Source organism: Bacillus sp. P4_D3 (assembly GCF_056401855.1).
The window spans coordinates 1-16,988 of the sequence record NZ_JBFUIN010000050.1; the positions used below are offsets into that span (position 1 = coordinate 1).

12 protein-coding genes and 1 pseudogene are annotated in these 16,988 nt (G+C 33.6%); 9 read left to right on the plus strand and 4 right to left on the minus strand.

Annotation, left to right across the window (positions count from 1 at the left end):
- From AC1DTM_RS09620 to AC1DTM_RS09645, 6 genes and pseudogenes are all read left to right on the plus strand, one after another.
- The coding region (locus tag AC1DTM_RS09620; protein WP_477000193.1) for an FtsX-like permease family protein at positions 1-1,161 on the plus strand (1,161 nt) is incomplete at its 5' end.
- On the plus strand, positions 1,161-2,957 hold the full coding sequence (locus tag AC1DTM_RS09625; RefSeq protein WP_477000194.1) for an ABC transporter ATP-binding protein/permease: 1,797 nt from the start codon (positions 1,161-1,163) through the stop codon (positions 2,955-2,957). The genes AC1DTM_RS09620 and AC1DTM_RS09625, both read left to right, overlap by 1 nt.
- 408 nt (positions 2,958-3,365) lie before the next feature.
- Complete coding sequence (locus AC1DTM_RS09630) at positions 3,366-3,680, plus strand: DUF4158 domain-containing protein (protein WP_106408185.1); 315 nt, start codon at positions 3,366-3,368, stop codon at positions 3,678-3,680.
- Between the two features lie 45 nt (positions 3,681-3,725).
- Positions 3,726-5,039, plus strand: coding sequence for a transposase (locus AC1DTM_RS09635; protein ID WP_246908225.1), 1,314 nt, complete (start codon positions 3,726-3,728; stop codon positions 5,037-5,039).
- A gap of 285 nt (positions 5,040-5,324) precedes the next feature.
- Positions 5,325-6,359 (plus strand): annotated as a pseudogene (locus tag AC1DTM_RS09640) (RICIN domain-containing protein); the annotation flags it as partial.
- Positions 6,360-6,545: 186 nt separating this feature from the next.
- The gene (locus AC1DTM_RS09645) at positions 6,546-6,686 is read left to right on the plus strand and encodes a hypothetical protein (RefSeq protein WP_165762441.1); all 141 of its coding nucleotides are present in this window, start codon (positions 6,546-6,548) and stop codon (positions 6,684-6,686) included.
- Between the two features lie 327 nt (positions 6,687-7,013).
- On the opposite strand, the gene AC1DTM_RS09650 is transcribed toward AC1DTM_RS09645, so the two are convergent.
- Positions 7,014-7,382, minus strand: coding sequence for a hypothetical protein (locus tag AC1DTM_RS09650; RefSeq protein WP_088099301.1), 369 nt, complete (start codon positions 7,380-7,382; stop codon positions 7,014-7,016).
- 24 nt (positions 7,383-7,406) lie between these two features.
- A complete protein-coding gene (locus AC1DTM_RS09655; protein WP_088099302.1) occupies positions 7,407-7,859 on the minus strand; it encodes a helix-turn-helix transcriptional regulator in 453 nt (150 codons plus the stop codon).
- A 433-nt stretch (positions 7,860-8,292) separates the two neighbouring features.
- Here AC1DTM_RS09655 and AC1DTM_RS09660 point away from each other — a divergent pair, with 433 nt between their 5' ends.
- Positions 8,293-9,966: a M4 family metallopeptidase gene (locus AC1DTM_RS09660; protein WP_088099303.1), complete on the plus strand. Its 1,674-nt coding sequence runs from the start codon at positions 8,293-8,295 to the stop codon at positions 9,964-9,966.
- Between the two features lie 378 nt (positions 9,967-10,344).
- Here AC1DTM_RS09660 and AC1DTM_RS09665 read toward each other — a convergent pair whose 3' ends face one another.
- On the minus strand, positions 10,345-11,544 hold the full coding sequence (locus AC1DTM_RS09665; RefSeq protein ID WP_477000195.1) for a hypothetical protein: 1,200 nt from the start codon (positions 11,542-11,544) through the stop codon (positions 10,345-10,347).
- 831 nt (positions 11,545-12,375) lie between these two features.
- Here AC1DTM_RS09665 and AC1DTM_RS09670 point away from each other — a divergent pair.
- Together AC1DTM_RS09670 and AC1DTM_RS09675 are read left to right on the plus strand one after the other, a co-directional pair.
- Positions 12,376-14,685 (plus strand): cell wall-binding protein, encoded by a 2,310-nt coding sequence (locus AC1DTM_RS09670; RefSeq protein WP_088099306.1) that lies wholly within the window; start codon positions 12,376-12,378, stop codon positions 14,683-14,685.
- 912 nt (positions 14,686-15,597) lie between these two features.
- Positions 15,598-15,810 carry a hypothetical protein gene (locus AC1DTM_RS09675; protein ID WP_002114555.1) on the plus strand — a complete coding sequence of 71 codons (213 nt, stop codon included), beginning with the start codon at positions 15,598-15,600 and terminating at the stop codon, positions 15,808-15,810.
- Positions 15,811-16,095: 285 nt separating this feature from the next.
- Here AC1DTM_RS09675 and AC1DTM_RS09680 read toward each other — a convergent pair.
- The coding region (locus AC1DTM_RS09680; protein ID WP_477000196.1) for a tyrosine-type recombinase/integrase at positions 16,096-16,988 on the minus strand (893 nt) is incomplete at its 5' end.

Here is a 16,988-nt window from a genome sequence, read left to right on the forward strand (position 1 = left end):
ATCCTATTGCTTACAACAGTGAATGGTGTAATTAACAACAGCAGTCAGGCAGCGTTTGATAAATTATTGGATACTTATGATAAAGGAATATTGAACATTACCGTAGTTGATAATTTTACAAGTGCAAGCGGTACAGAGGGAAATAACGATGAGGGACCAAAGGCAGATGTAACACAGAACATAGGTGGATTATATGAACAATTTGTAAATGATAAGCGAGTTGGATTTGGAGTGCTTATACCAGACAATATTAAGAATATAAATGTCAATGTTGATGGAAAAGAATACAAAGTTGAAAGTACTGGTAGCGTACCTCACATTAACAAACTTTTATCGGGTAAAATGCCTATGGGAAACAGTAATGAGGTTGTTGTTCCTGAAAGCTTTGTGAAAAAATTAGGTATCGATAATGAACAAGCAATTGGAAAAGAGATCACCTTCAATAGTTCCATGTATAATCTGGAAAGTGGTGAACCTTTATTAAAAGACGTTTCAATAAAGGCAAAGATCGTTGGTGTAATTGATGCAAATTTAGTATATGAATATGAAGGAAAGACGATGGAACAATACATTGATGATGCTTTCTTTTTTAGTAAAACTGCACTCGGTGAAATGAGAAAACAAGCGGAAATCCGTTCTGAAAAGATGGGTTTTATCATTCGTGCAAAAACTCCAGCAGATATGATTTCTATTAAAGATGAGTTAAATTCAAAAGGTATCGTTCCTATTGGCGATTTTGAACGAGTTGAGGACATTGTAAGACTTAATGCACAAACGACCGAACAAACTGAATCTGCAAGCCTTAGTATTACTCTTTTATCAGGTGTGATGGTAATGGCGATCTTTCTTATTACAGGCATTATGAGAAAAAGAGAATATGCCATTTATAAGATCAGCGGTTATAATAACAAGCATTTAAGCTTACTCATTTTCAGTGAAACAGTCATTGCAATGGCTACGGCAATTCTTTTCTTGCTTGTTACATCTCCACTTATCAATTTGGTAACAAAAGCCCAGTTTAGTGTTGATATTTTAAATGCAAAAATGCTGTTCACAGGTGTACTTTTGTTAGTGGGAGTTGCAGTTGTGGCATTTGGAGTAACTATCTCTACTTTTGTTAAAGTCAATGTATCCACAGCGCTTAGGACTGGTGATCGATAATGATACAGATAAAAAATCTTACAAAAAAGTATGATGAAACACTTATTTTTGACAATATGAGTTTTGATTTTCCAAGCAAAGGACTTATATGCCTTGTAGGTGCTTCAGGTAGCGGTAAAAGTACGCTTCTTAATATGCTTGCTGGCTTTGACAGCACCTATGACGGTGAAATATCCGTAGGCGATACATCAATTAGTAGAATGAAAGTAGATGAGCTTTGTGCATATCGAAGAGACAATATCGGCTTTGTTTTTCAAAACTATCATCTTTTAAGTGGACATACCGTGCTTGAAAATATCTTGCTTTCCTCAGAGTTACATCCTGTGGGGAAAGCAGAATACATCAATAATGCTGAGAAACTTTTAAATCAACTTGGATTGTCATCAAAGGCAAATGAAAATATAGAAAATCTTTCAGGTGGTCAAAAGCAAAGAGTTGCCATCGCAAGAGCGTTAATTAGCAATCCATCAATTATCTTGGCAGATGAACCAACTGGAGCGTTAGACCGTAGCAATTCAACGGAAATAATGAAAATTTTGAAAGAAATATCAAAAGACTGTTTAGTCATAGTCATCACACACGATCAAAAAAACTGTGACTTCGCTGATGAGGTAATGTCTATCGAAAATGGTAGAATTGTTGCTGATAATAAAGTGGTTAAAGGCACTGAAAAAAGCGAACATAAGGTTACATTTAATCCGACTGCAAGAGTTTCTGCTTTTAAAAGAGGACTTAAAAATTTCAAAGTACATTTCATGCGATACATGTTGGTCAGTTTAGCCATTTCTATCGGCATTCTTGCCTTTATGTTGTCCTTATCTTCAGGGAATATTCTGGAACAGTCTATTGCTGATTTCAAAGAAAAAAACACCGCCTTTAACAATGGCTACATCAAAGGGGAAGATGACGGAACAGTTTTTCAACTGTTAAAATCTGATCAGCGTATCGAAAATGTTTATTATCAATACAAAATTGATAATGTGTCTTTAAGCATAGAAGATAAATCTGAAACAATGATTGAGAAATATCCAACGCCAAAGGCTACCGAAAGCATGTCTTATGGAACTATGCCAAAAAGAGGAGCTAATGAAATATCCCTTACGCCAAGCCTTGCGAAAAAATTCAATAATAATTTCAAAGGTTTAATTGGTCAAAAACTCACATTAAAGTATGAAGGAAAAGAGTACAAGTTGAAGATAAGCGGTATCTTTAATGCTGGCTATGATGATTTCATTGTAAGCAGTGATGTTGAACAGAAGTTTTATAAGAATAATAAGGATAAAAAATGTTATTCAATTAGTTATGATGTGACAAGTTTTGATGATATTGTTTCTGTGAGTGAAATGCTGAAGGCAAAAGATATAGACAGTAAAAATGTTTCAAGCGAAATTGCAGCCTTACAAAATACCTTTAACAGCCTTAGCCGTCTGTTCTTAGTAGTATCTATTTTGATTTTAGCAATTGGTCTCTTTATCAGTGTTATTCTGCTTGTTAAATTACAAAATTCGAGATATAGGGAATTAGGACTGTTATCTGCACTAGGTTTTAGTAAAGGTACAATACGAAGAATGATAACCTGCGAAAATATGTTGTTATCGGGAATGGCAGCTGTTTTTAATGCTGTCTTAATCAGTTGCGTCTATCTTGTAAGTATTACTTTTGGGTTAAGCCTAGTTATCACGATACCTCAAAYGATGCTTTCTATTCTTGTGACAGTTATTGTTATCATCGTAATAAGCATAATAGCAAGTCATAAGCTTATTCATACTGAGCCAGCTGTTGCGCTAAGAAGGTAAATACCGCAATAGTAACATGGTTACCTACCAAATAAAAATTAAAGATATTCAAACTAGCGAAGAAAAAATTGAATACTATTTATTCACAAATTAAAAAATGAAGTTGTTTCGGCAATTCTTTATTTTTCACAAGAAGTTTGTCAAGTGTTACACTTTTGTGAATAAATGTACTTAAATTAACGGGTGTGTTAGCTTAGGATTGGAGCTGACCTATGTCAGTTCCTTTTTTATTGATGGAAACTTCGAGATTAGATCACGGTAGAAGGGGTACGGAAACGATTCAAAGAATAACCCGCCACGACTGAATTTTTTTTCCATTTAAGGAAGGAACCTATCAGGAAATAAGATAGGTTCCTGTTTTATTATATAAATGATTTAGAATTATAAAATTATAATAAGGGGTTAATCATGCCAAGCATTCAAGATACCATTTATCCTAGAATAAAACACAATCTATCAGAACAGGATTTAGAAGAATCCTATACACCGCTACATGCAGAAATACAATGGGCTGAATGTAAATCAAGGGGAAATGTTCAGCAATTGGGGTTGTTAGTGTTAATAAAAGTCGTACAAAAACTAGGGTTTTTCCCACAATTTTTAGATATTCCTCAAACAATTATTCATCACATTGCTAAAAAAGCCTTTTTACCGATACCAACAGTAGAAGTTTGGAATTCTTATGGAGAATCAAGAACTTCAATCTGTTACACAGGCCGTTGATTCATCATTTCATAATAATAAACAAGTACGTATTAAAATGGTGAAGTGGTAATTAAAAAACTAGTAAAACGGAAATATCCACCTCAACTCAAAGAGCTAGAGTCTTATATATACCAAAGATTAGAACCTATTAATGTATTAGATGTTTTAGCTGATACGGAACATTGGCTAAATTGGACTCGCTTTTTTGGTCCTATTTCTGGTTATGATGCAAAGCAAGATCATGCGGTTGATCGCTATATTACCAATGTATTTTGCTATGGTTGTAATTTAGGACCAACTCAAACAGCTCGTTCTTTAAGTACTTTTGATCGTAAACAAATTGCTTGGATTAATCAACGACATGTAACACATGAAGCCTTAGATAAAGCGATTCAATATATTATTAATGCCTATAATCAATTTGATCTACCAAAATATTGGGGTGATGGGAAAAGTGCTTCAGCTGATGGAACGAAGTGGGATTTATATGAGCAAAATCTGTTGTCTGAAAATCATATTCGCTATGGTGGATATGGTGGTATAGGATATTATCATGTTTCAGATACCTATATTGCTTTGTTCAGTAACTTTATTCCTTGTGGAGTATGGGAAGGAGTCTATATATTAGATATTTTAATGAATGATAAAGTAGAAATACAACCTGATATTATCCATTCTGATACACAAGGGCAAAGCGTAACGGTATTTGGGTTATCAGCTTTGCTTGGAATTCAGTTGATGCCTAGAATTCGGAATTGGAAGGACTTGAAGCTATTTCGCCCTAGCAAGGAAGAAGTATATGAACATATTAATGAACTTTTTTCCGGAGAAATCGATTGGGAACTCATACAAAATCATTATCCAGATATGATGAGAGTAGCTATGTCTATTAAAGCAGGCAAAATAACACCGTCTACTATCCTAAATAAATTGGGGACATATAGTAAAAAGAATAAGCTATATCAAGCATTTAGAGAACTTGGAAGGGTGATAAGAACTACATTCTTATTACAATACATGGCTGATGCTGGATTAAGAAGCACGATTCAATCCGCTACAAATAAATCAGAAGCTTTTAATGGTTTTACAAAGTGGTTACTCTTTGGCGGTGATGGAATTATTACTGAAAATGATCGAGAAAAGCAACGGAAAATCATTAAATATAATCATTTAGTTGCAAATTGTCTCATTTTTTATAATGTATTTTCTTTATCTCGTATTCTTCATCATTACATACAAAGTGGGTGTGAATATAATGAAGAATTAATATCGTATTTAAGCCCTTATATAACCGTACATGTAAATCGTTTTGGAGAATATCGTATTGATTCTAACCGAAAAACACCCCAACTCCCGTTTGATGTAGTAATTAGGTAAGCGTAAAGCCATCGTTAAAGAAGGTAAGTACTGTATACCTGGACTCCATTTTGGTCAAACTTTTTCAAAATGGAGTTTTTGATGTTTGTTCTTAAATAAGGATTAGTTATTTCTTTATAATCAAACCTTATTACAACGCTACATGAATCGATAACATAGAATAACAAACTAGTATAAAGATATACATAATAAAATCAGCATCTATTAATAGTAATATCAAGAATTACTTCCTAATATATAATACTTGATGTATATGTATTTATATGTAATTTTACATATCCAAATAAAGGATGGGACTCTGATAACGCAGGAATTACTCTATATAATGGAAGCCGTGGTGACAATGAACAATTTGTATTTTTCCCACTTGATGGAGGAGCATATGCAATTGTAAACAAAAATAGTGGAAAACCTGTAACATTTGGTGGTCTAGCTTACTATTGGACTGATGGTGTTCGTGATGCTCCTGTTTTGAATGATCAGGCTTTGCGACAAACGAAATGGACTGGTTCCCCTAATGAACAATGGTATTTACGAGACAAGGGAAATAATAATTATGAAATTGTGAACCAAGGAACTGGGAAAGTTGCATCTTGGGCGGGGACGTCTGTTCCGGGTGGATATTTAGATTATGTAGATTTGGATGAATCAAATCCTTCTGATAATGATAGGCTATTTCACATTCCAGCTGCTCGAGGTACTTTTTCATTACCAACCTTACCAACTGTAGGAGAAAGACCACAAGCTCCAGATTATAGTAGTATTCCTCCTATTGATCCTATTGATAAACAATTACCTCAAACTTCAGAGTCTGTTGTTGTTGGGGCAGCTTTAATACCATCAATTATGGTAAAGGATAATAATGCGAGTGATAAAACAAAAATACACAATTCACCATATTATACTTTAGTAAAAGAAGAATATTGGGAAAAAGCATATTCAGACATTATTCCTGCTGGTGGCAGTCGTCAGTATACACTTAAAAAAGGTGTAAGTAAAACAGATCAAGAAAAGATGACTGAAACGGTTGGTATGAGCTTTGGAGTAGACTTAGGATTAAAATTTGGAGACTCATCTCTAGCACTTAAATCGAGTATTTCAAAAACATTACAAACAGAAATTAGTACAACTACTACGGACTCTAAGGAAGAAACAACTGTAAAGAATACTCCAAGTAAAGATGGTAAAAACACAGGATTAACAGTATATCAACTGGTAACAAAGTATACGTTAAAGAGAACAGACGGTTCAGCTGTTTCAACTCCTTGGATTGTAAAAGACCCTGAGCAAGCATTACCAAGAACACACGCAGTTAATTAGAAAACATATTACGATACCTGTCAACAGTAAGTGGACAAGCAAAGCGATGGAGCCCCCTCAAAAAATGAGGGGGTTTCCCTTGTTACAATTATTTGTTTACTTCAAATGATAAAATAAGTATTTGTATTCCTATTAAATATTCCCCTTGGCTATATTTAATAGGAATACATGTGAGGAGAAAAGAAGATGCAAAAAATTTTTTTAGCAAATTTAGTAGCATTTGCAATACTAACGAGTATGTCTTTTGAACATAACGAAGTCGTAACGAATTCTAAAGAAGAAACTGAAGAGGTGCATTTAATGTCTATCATGCCATTTGAGTATTAAAAAAGAAAAAATCACTAATGATTAACATAAAGCCTCCCTAAAACAACTTGTTTATTTGGTTATAACAATTATCGGTTATATTTTCTTAGTGTTATTCAGGTTCGAAAAAGGCGAAACGTCAAGTAACTCCCAAATATACAATAAAGGTTGATTTTAGAAATAGTAATTTGTAACTTTAGGAGATAATTTGCTTAGTTTTTAAATGATAAATTGCATATAGATAGAAAAAGGAACTCGAGAAAAGAGCCTATACTCCTTTCTCGAGTTCCTTTTTGATGCGATAAACGCTCAAGCTTTATAAAATAAATTGATATTCTAAATCCGTAATTATTTTTCCCCTTCATTTTGATTGAATAGGAAATACGCTGCAAAAAATACTGCAGGTACGTTAATTGCAAGTGCAATATTATTTAAAAAATCAGTTGTCTGTGAAAACACAATAATCAGTGATGTTACTGCGACAAATAATGGGAGTGTCTTATTTATATTTGTGACTAGTTGTTGCTTGTGAAAATGTCTTAGTATAAAATAAATACCTATTAAAATTGGTGAAGTAAGGAATACTCCCCAATATCCCCATGCATCTTCAATAAACCAAGGGAAAAAGCGCATACGTGAAGTAAAGATAAAAAGATTTAGTATGATAGTTCCGACTAATAGACTATTTAATATAATGACTTTCTTGTTTTTCTCCATTGTAATTACTCCTTTAAAATTTAATTACTCATTAGTTAATTCGTGAAAACGATTCATGACTTCTTCCTCTTCGAACGTGCTATACCAACGATACTCACTATCATCTAAAATACGAAAATGCTGACTAATCACATTTTGTTGTACTCGAAACTTTCCTTTTTTCGCAATCTCATTCCAAAACATTTTTCCACCTAATGTTTTTACTTTTGGAGTATTCATACCATCGTGAGCTAGTGTTTCAATTACTTCAAAAGGTTCTTCTCCTAAAATATGTTTTAAGATTTGACTATCCTTAAATAAAGCACAAACTACGACTGCATTCGTCCAACCAATGGATGTTCTTTCTTTTTCAATTTGAACCAGTGTCTTTTTAGAAATGCCTAGAACAGTGGCCATTTTTTCTTGAGAATATCCCCTTTCAAGACGAATCAGTCGAGCATTCTTAGAAATCAAATCAATTACAGTTTCTTTATTCAAATAACATCACCTTCATGGGTTTTAGTGTTCATTTCTACTAATAGTGTAATATTACACTATTAGTTACCTTTTGTAAAGGGGAGACATAATGGGGGAATATTTACATTAGTTGATAGTTGTTTATGTCTCAAAAAGTGTGTTTTTTAACCTTTCTAATGTCCGCTACTGTTTATTGTGTGATTTGGTTCTTTTGCTACACAACCCCTTTATCACTTAAAAACTACGCAAATTATCCCCTAAAGTAACACAGATTGGCCCCTCATACCCAGAATCATTTCCATACCCCAACAAGAAACGGATAGAAAGTTATAAATATTATAATTTTTAAAAAATATGCAATTTTACATTAATGATAACAAGATAATGTTTTTTCTGTATAATTCCTTAATAAGATGCATCTTTATTATACATAGTATTGAGAGGAGAAATAAATATGAAGAAATCCGTCGTTACATTACTAGCAACCGGAATGGTTTTAGGTGCTCCATTTTCAAGTGCCTTTGCAGCAGAACAAGTATCGCAGCAAGAAGCTTTAGACAAAATGGAAGTCGTTCAAAAAAAGTGGAATGATGAACAAGGAAATCCATCTTTCCTTTCAGGAAAATTATCTGATAAAAAAGTAGATTCAGAAAAGGCGGTAAAATCATTCCTTGAAGAAAATAAAGAATTATTTAAAATCAACCCACAAACTGACTTAACACTGAAAGAAGTAAAGTCAGATGATTTAGGAATGAAACATTATGTGTACATTCAATCTATTAATAAAGTTCCAGTTGATGGTGCACGTTTCATTGTTCATACAGATCGTGATGGCAAAGTAACAACGGTAAACGGAGACGTACATCCCGCTGCCGCTGAGCGTTTGAAAGGAAATACAAAGGCAAAGATTTCAAATGAAACTGCCCTTTCAAATGCATGGAAACATATTAATCTAGCAAAAAAAGATACATTTGTAGAAACAAATGGGACTCCGTTAGAACAAATGAAGGAAACTGTAAAATCTACAAATGAAAAGGCAGATTTAGTTGTTTATGAAAAAGACGGGAATTATTACTTAACTTATAAAGTACAATTACAATTCATTAAACCTTATGGAGCAAACTGGAAAATCTATGTAAACGCAGAAGATGGAACAATTGTAAATTCATATAATGCAGTTACAGATGCAGATACTCCGCAAAAAGGCTATGGCAACGGCGTATTAGGGGATCGAAAAAGCCTGAATACAACTTATAGCAGTCAATATGGAAAATACTATTTAAAAGACACAACAAAGCCGATGAATGGTGGCGTTATTGAGACAACTACAACTAATCATGGCACTGATTGGAAAAATCCAGATAATTACGCTCTATTCGATACAGATAATGCTTGGATAGATAAGAGCCAAGCTCCTGCAGTTGATGCTCATTTTAATGCAGGAAAAGTATATGATTATTATAAAAATGTTCATAACCGTAACAGTTTTGATGGAAAAGGTGCAACAATTCGTTCTGGAATCAATTTTGGAACCAACTACAATAATGCATTCTGGAATGGACAACAAATGGTTTATGGTGATGGCGATGGTGTTGAATTTGCACCGCTTTCAGGTTCGCTTGATGTTGTTGCACACGAACTAACACATGCGGTAACTGACAAGTCAGCTGAGCTTGAATACCTAAATCAATCCGGGGCACTAAATGAATCTTTTTCTGATGTATTTGGATATTTCGTTGATCCAGCCAACTGGGATTTAGGAGAAGCTGTAACTACGCCAAAAGTTGCAGGAGATGCACTTCGCAGCTTATCAAATCCTGAAAAGTATGGCCAACCTGCTCATATGAATGACTATCAATATTTACCACCAACAGAAGAAGGAGACAATGGCGGCGTACATATCAATAGCGGTATTCCAAATAAAGCTGCTTATTTAACAATCAATGCTATTGGTAAGGAAAAAGCAGAAAAAATCTACTACCGTGCTTTAACAACGTACCTTACACCAACTAGTGATTTCAGCAAGGCACGTGCTGCATTATTACAATCTGTTGCTGATTACGATGGCGTTAATAGCGCGACATATCAAGCTGTGCAAAAAGCTTGGAATGACGTAGGAGTAAAATAATAGTTTCATTGATAGAAAAGTGTAAAAGGGCACGCTTGCTAGGAGTATCTGGCGAAGGTGTCCTTTTTCACTGTATTAGGGATGGTTTTGGTGCAAGAAATCTAGTAAACTTGGACATACTGATACTAGTAGGGGTTCAGCCGAGATATATACGTTATCTTAACCAAGAAAATTAAAGTATGAATTTAAAAGGGCCCTTACGTTGAATACATATACTCAACGTAAGGGCGAATTATTTTTGGTTTGAAATAAAGCTTGATTAAAAACAACTTAGGGATCTGTGTAGCCGATTTCCTTAACGTACAGAAAATGGGCTTGTTGGTTCGTTACTCGTTAAAAATGTTTGTAAAGCTTCTAGCGGTTATATCAACTTGCATTTTATTTGCTAGAATACCATTTAGCTAACCACTCATTCCATTTATCTTTTTGAATAGTAATGGCAAATATAGTGTTTTTATCAGGCTTGTCAGTAAGATATACGGATGTATCATGAACAGATAAATATTGTCCGTGGTTATTTTTTAAAGAGAAGCTTTCAAATCCATAATCAACAAGTGTCCATACTTGTCCATAAGCGCGAAATCCTGTAACGGCCACCTCACCATTTGCAGATGTAAGATAGGTTGCATTTGCTTCTATGTACACCTTGTTAGTTCCTTTTTCAATTGGAATAATTGTAAATATACTTCTATCTTCTGGGATCCAATTAGCTGAAGTAGAAATATCCGTACTCCCCTCCCATGTTCGCAAGACGTTATCCCCATTTCTAATTTTCACAGAAATAGAAGAACATTCTTCATTTTTATGTTGTGTAACGGCGGCCAGCTTACGTCTCTTTATCTCAGCAAGCTCATCAGAGGTATAACTAAAAATATCAGATTCTTTTACTGGATTCGAAGTTAATGTTGCCAGTTTTCGTTTCTCTTCTGGTAGTGCATGAAAAAGTTTCTCTAGGTCAAAAGAAGCACTACCTGGTTTTATATTTGGAAACTCCTGTCTAATATACTTTAGAGCTAAAGGACCATTCATTTGACCACTATTGTCACTTTTTAAGTAATATGTTTGCCAATTCGTAAGCGCAATACCAGTATTCCCGTCATCTAATTGTTTTTGTGTAATATAATACATATCATGTTCATATGGATCTGAGGCATCAGGAGTTAAGTCCACTATGATACCAGCTTGCTTAATSAGAAGTTGTTGACCATGTTTTATCGTTTTATATTCAACTTTCCCATCTTTATAGAAAAKTTTAATTCTCTTAGAAAAGTTTTGGTTTTTATWATAATCATACACACTAATACCAAATTCTCCTTTGTTAAAAGTAGGAGCTTTGTAAGCACGGTTTTCATTGTTAGCTRKATAATCATTTTTAGCACTTTGTTCGGATAAAWARATAACAAAAGGCTCTTTTAGAAACGTATCATAGGTATCTCCAAATGTTGTAAGAATCGTTTCTCTTGTATCAACGTCTGCTTTTGCTTTATGTTTTGTGAATGGGTTGAAACTGAATACAATCCCCATCGCTATTCCTACAGGGGGAATTTTTTTTATATATCTCTTTATCTTTTCCTTCATGGATTTGCTCCTTACTTTCTAATTTATACTGTTTCCAACGTATTTACATTCATATCGGTAAGTTTATCTTAATTTAAATCCCTTTCAAAAGTCTTTCAGAAATGTTACAAAACCCTTTCATTGCTTCTCATACAAATACTTGAAGACTCTTGTAAGTAATTTCTTAAACTTGGACATACCGATAGGAATAAAATGATTGATACATAAGTAAATCACCGATAATACAGTATGAAAATACACTTTTGCGAAGGATTAACACCATGAATCACAAAAACATAAGTATGAGATTACTACTCATACAATTATTTTTTCTCGTACTTAACCTATTTATATCTTTCTCAAGGATGCTGTTCTTACCTTGGTTTGTTGAAGATAGTTTCGGTTTACTTGGAATTTTCATTACTACACCTTTATTATTGTTTATTCGTGTAACTATGACATATCTTAAGAAAAGAAAAGGCCTTTGTATAATAAGAACGAGACAAACTATTCCTTTTAGTTATCATGGATTTATTAAAATAAAAATTGAGATCCAAAAAACCAGAAAGGCTGGCATTTTGCCAACCTTTCTGGTTTACTACTTCATTCATTTTACAAATAAAAATTTTGTTTTGGAGATACTTAAAAATCTTCGGTTAATAAGCATGGGGCCAAGCTGAAAAAATATAGAATACCGTATAAAATTCAGAATTTTATACGGTATTCATGTAAGACTTTTGTAACATTTACGAAAGACTTTTGAAAGGTATTTAAACTAAGATAAACTTTGGAACGTTAAAGTCAGTTTAATAAATAGAAAAAATAGGGTAGCACAAAGTGAGGAGCACAATTATGAATGGAAAAGTAAAAAAAAGTATGCGAAAAGTCCTTCCTGTAGGGATTGCAATGGGGATTTTATTTAGCGCTAGCCCCGTAACAGAATATAAAGTAAAAGCAGATGTTGATACGTTCGGAACGATTGTTACAACATTTGGAGATATCTATGACGCGTTTCTTAAAGAGCCATTTGGGAAATGGTTAGAAGAAATAGACGCAAAGAACAGTTATGCAGCTCGTCTGGAAAACGTTGCTTATAAAGCTCCTACTTTTAACAAAGGGGAATTTGGTATTAGTGCGTTTGATTTTTATAAAGATAAAAATTTTAGCAAGACAGTTAAACTTTCTTATCCAAATGGGAAAGTCGAATATAAAACAATCAAACATGGTCAACAAATTCGTATTAAGGACGCTGGTACAATAGTAGACTTAACTCCTGATGAACCAGAACTATCTAAACATGATATTTTGTATATTACACAAAAGCAATTAGATGAAGGAAATACAGGTGTTTCACTTACGAATTTCAAAACCTATTATCTAACAAGTAACAATAGCGGTGGTAAAAATGTGTTAGCAGGTAGATTTGAACAACAAGAATTCCCAGGATATTTTCTTGCTAATGGCTCTGGTTTGCGTGATGTTCGTTATGTGAATGAGGATCTTTTTAGTAAACTACCAGAAGAAAAACGAATGTTAGCAACCATTACTTCAGAGCCAGTTGGCAAAGACGTTCTTTCGAATTATGCTACGAATGATCCTGAAGCTCGTGAGGATTTGAAGAAACGTACACTTGATGTTTACACAAACCATAAAGACGGGGAATATTCTCCTATTTCTATAAAAATTATAAATGATGGAATAAACCTGCAAGCAGGGGATTATGTCCATGAAGCAGATGCAGAGGATTCAAATTCAGGGACTGATTTTACAATTACACCGATTAAAAAGGGATCTAATAAGGTTATTATATCATCTGTCTTTAATGGGAAAGTAAGATATCTTACATCTAAATCAGGAGATCATAGTCAATGGATTTATACTCATGATGGAGATATCAGTTCTGATGAAATATGGGATCTTGTTGTTCGAAAAGACGGTCAGTTTTCTTTAAAAAATAATAAAGGGCAATATTTATACGTTCCTAGAAGTGGTAAAAGTGCACCAGCGTGGACTACTGGTGATATTAATGAAGCTAGTAAACTCACAGCTAGCCTTGCAGCACATGAGTGGAATAATTGGTTGATTGATTGGCATCCTCGTAAGAAAGATGAGACAAAGAAACATGAAGGAAAGACATATGACGGGTTAGAGTTCAAAGCTGATGCAAAAGATGGCTCTATATGGACTGCATACAATTCTGGAAAATTGATAACAAATAGTTGGATAAAAAGAGATAATAGTCATTATTATGCGGATTCTTCAGGAACTCTTTTAAAGGGCTGGCAAGAAATTGAGGGCAATACGTATTATTTTAATCCAAATGATAATCACAGGACTCCAGGAAACGAAATTGGCGACATTGATGGGAAGTACTATAACTTCAACGATGACGGTGTTCTGCAGAAATCAGCATGGAAAGGTCTATACTATTCCGATGCTTCAGGAGCGCTTATTAAAGAAGGCGTGAAAGAAATTGATAATAAAATTTATTATTTTAAAGATTACCAGGCTACTACAAATGTACTACGTTTAGAAGATCAAGGTGTCACTCTTCGTTTTTCCGATGAAGGTGTGCTTATGTTTGTTTCTGGGTTGGATGGAAAACCTCTAAACAGAACAGTTAATGTTACTTTGGACAATAAAACATTACCATTTGGGAAAGATGGTGTACTTGAGCCACTAGGGATCAGCAGATTAGGTAATACAGTGAAATATTTTAGTTTAGAAGATGGAACTAACTATTCCGGTTGGAAGGAATCTGGTGGAGAAAAATATTATTTTAGAGATGGAAAATCTTCTACTGTGAATGGTACAGAAACTATTGACGGAAAAGCATATTATTTTAATGACTGGGGACAAGCTACTCAAATAGGGTTTGTTGACATTGATGGTATACCATTCTATCTAAACGATAAAGCTGAAAAGGTAACAGGTGTTCACGAAATCAATGGACAACTATATCTCTTCTCCAAAGGTGACAGTTTACGCGTATACGGAGAAAAGGTAAGAAATACAATTTATAGGTTTGACGGAAAACAGTATTATACTGATTATACTGGTGTAATTTCTCAAAACTTCAAGGGTTATGTTTATAGTAATAATCGTGATTACTACATTGAAACGAACAACGAGGGAGTTATTACTAAGATATGGCAAAAATAAGTGTATAATAAAAATTGAGTAGAGTAACGGATTTTTAATAACCTTATCTCTTATAAAGAGTGAAGTACGATGTGTGAAAGTGGGTCATATTATGCAGCTTATGCTTATTGTATGACCCATTTTAGTTTTATTCATTTCTCTGAGGTGTAACAAAATGCAACAAATACATATAAAATTATCTCTCATTCAATTATTTCTTTTAGTACTGAACTTATTTATATTTTCTTCAGCCATGCCATTTTTACCTTGGTTTATTGAGAGTGCTTTTGGATAGTTAGGCGTTTTGGCTACCACGCCTTTATTGCTAATTATCGGTAGAATAATTCCACAGCTTAAAAAAGTGAAGGGTTTTGCATAACAAGAACAAGGCAGGGTGTTCCCTTTATTGCATCCATTGTTTCACTATGGATTATGTTATTACCTACTATGGAATTATCGATTGTAATAGCTCTTATAGTTAATGGTCTCATGGTTATCATAACAATTGTATTTTTAGTGCAAGATTTCTATAGACGGGATTGAAAATATAGGTTCATAAAGCTTATTAGCCTAATATTTTTAAATATCTTGCTGTTACAATATTTGTCTTACTTGTAKGGTTATTGACAGAGTTGCTAGTGAACTTACTTGTAAAAGAGAACAGAGAAATGGAAAAAGTAAAGTATATTTATCAACAACAAGAAAAACAGGCTTTTGTAGATAGCTTGTTTGTTTTCTTCTATCCTTACAGAACTGTCATCTTTGTGTAAGGTTATTAGATAGTTTATTTAATGTTGAAATGTAATAATTAACTTATAAGAATTGATAATGATTTTTTAGAAATTGTAGGCGAGTATTGTCCACGATTATAACAACAACTAAAAAATGATTGAGGAAAATTCAACATATACATAATAAGTGGAGGTAAATATAGTGGTTTTAAAAATAGTACTTATCGTTATTGGTTTAGCATTAATTTTATCGGGTGTATATAAAATGAAGAAGTATGATGCATTCGTAGGCAAAACTCAAACAAGAAAAAATCTTTTCAACTTGTTAATTAATGGACAGAGTTCTGGAATAGGACAATTATTAAGTGGGATTGTGTGTATCGTTTTAGCAATCGTAGCCTTTATAATTAAATAACTTGCAAATCAGGGAGCTAAGATATAGAATCTAGCTCCTTTTATTATGATAAAGTCTTTAGGAAAAAACACCCAAGTAAGATATAGTTACCATTACATTATAGCAAGGCTCTACAAGATCCCCATAGATACGACAATTTTTAGGGAATCTTGGCGAAGAACTAATGAATACTTGTAATAATAAACATAAATTAATGGTCGGATAATCAATTTTAGTTATATAAAAATTACATAACTAAACACACCGGTATTGAAGTCCTGTAATACTAATATAGAGCCGTTAAAATTAAAATTCATCTTCCAAAATTAGATTCCCGGCATCGTTATCTTTCGTTAATCTTTGTTTTAAGTAGTTTTCTTTTGTTGTCCGGTCATTTTTATGACCTACTGCAGCTGCGATGACATGAGGTGGTAATCCTTTGTAGTCATACAAGTACTGTACATAAAAATGTCTGAAGAAGTGGGGAGTAATTCTAATATTTTCTGTAAAGGGTAACTCAGTAGCCTTTATGATTTTAGAAATATATTGTGATAAATAATTATCTCTATAAGCAGTATGGTTCTTGGTTTGAAATATGGTCCCGCCATTTACATTTCCGATATCTACAGGCAATCTTCTACGTATTCGAAATGCAACGATGCGATTAAAAATCTCTTTATTAATAGAAACAATCCGTTCATTATCTCGCTTTGTATCTACTGTTAAATAGTAACGTCCGCGTATAACATCATACTCAAGATCTTCCCACTTTGCATGGGCCACTTCTGCAACACGTAATCCCGTAGTAGCTAGGACCGATAATAAAGCATAATTAATTTCATTATCCTTATAGTAATGAAGCAACTGCTTCACTTCCTCATATGATAACTCACGCTTTGGTTTATGTTGTTTATTCACYGCCGTGCTTAGAATCTCTACATGAAGAGGCTCCTGGATATATTGGATTTCGTATAGCCATTTCAAATAAGAACGGATTACACCAAGYTTCCGACTAATCGTAGATGCCTTGTAWTTTTCTTTTGATTGATAGGAKATTGCGTCCTGGGATAACCATTTTTGATAGTTACGGATATGGCGCTTTCTTAGATTCCTCCAGACTTGGCCAACTTTATAGTCYTTTACATCTTGCTGTAGAAATTCTGTACTTTGTTTGATAAAGAAGTAAAACTGACTYAGAT

Coding starts and splice junctions, on each gene's coding strand:
- AC1DTM_RS09630 (WP_106408185.1), top strand. CDS start 3,366: ATGCCAAGCATTCAAGATACCATTTATCCTAGAATAAAACACAATCTA.
- AC1DTM_RS09645 (WP_165762441.1), top strand. CDS start 6,546: ATGCAAAAAATTTTTTTAGCAAATTTAGTAGCATTTGCAATACTAACG.
- AC1DTM_RS09650 (WP_088099301.1), bottom strand. CDS start 7,382: ATGGAGAAAAACAAGAAAGTCATTATATTAAATAGTCTATTAGTCGGA.
- AC1DTM_RS09660 (WP_088099303.1), top strand. CDS start 8,293: ATGAAGAAATCCGTCGTTACATTACTAGCAACCGGAATGGTTTTAGGT.
- AC1DTM_RS09670 (WP_088099306.1), top strand. CDS start 12,376: ATGAATGGAAAAGTAAAAAAAAGTATGCGAAAAGTCCTTCCTGTAGGG.